Origin of the sequence: Acinetobacter sp. AM (assembly GCF_003105055.1) — a bacterium.
In the GTDB taxonomy this organism is placed as follows: Bacteria; Pseudomonadota; Gammaproteobacteria; order Pseudomonadales; family Moraxellaceae; genus Acinetobacter; species Acinetobacter tibetensis.
The window spans coordinates 1-494 of the sequence record NZ_QETG01000056.1 but is presented as its reverse complement, the minus strand read 5'-3'; the positions used below and the strand labels follow the sequence as shown (position 1 = coordinate 494).

Sequence of the window (494 nt, the reverse complement as noted above, 5' to 3'; positions counted from 1 at the left end):
TATCGAAATAGAGGGAAAAGGCTCGGTTTAAGATTCAATTTAATTGCTGGAATTTACAACTTAGAATTGAATGAAAAATGAGTTATGAAAGAGATCTAAAGTATTTTTTCATTTTTATAAATTCTAGGGGTTATGAAGTTTGTGGCAGGTATTTAAACAAACATTTTAGACTAAGAAAAGCCTCAACAATGTGAGGCCTTTGAGAATTGTATTTCTATACAAGAAATTGCTTTAAAGCTTCATTAAACGTCGTTGGCTGTTCCACATTAGAAATATGCGATGCATCAATTTCTACCAACTGACTGTTCGGAATCTGACTCTGCATAAACTCTGCATCCGCCACCGTTGTCACAGGATCTTGCCGTCCTGCAACAATCAACATGGGCACCGTAATTGTCTTTAATTGCTCCCGAACATCCGCTTTAGCCAAAGCTTCACAACAACTCGCATAACCTTCTGGGCTGCCAGCACCTAAGTCGTTTGAAAGCGTTGCA

The 494-nt window shown here is 38.3% G+C and carries 1 protein-coding gene; it reads right to left on the bottom strand.

What is annotated here, in order from left to right; all coding sequences use genetic code 11:
* Positions 1 to 214 precede the first annotated feature (214 nt).
* Positions 215 to 494 (bottom strand): alpha/beta hydrolase (locus tag DCO44_RS16545; protein ID WP_116763785.1); only part of this gene is annotated, 280 nt, incomplete at its 5' end.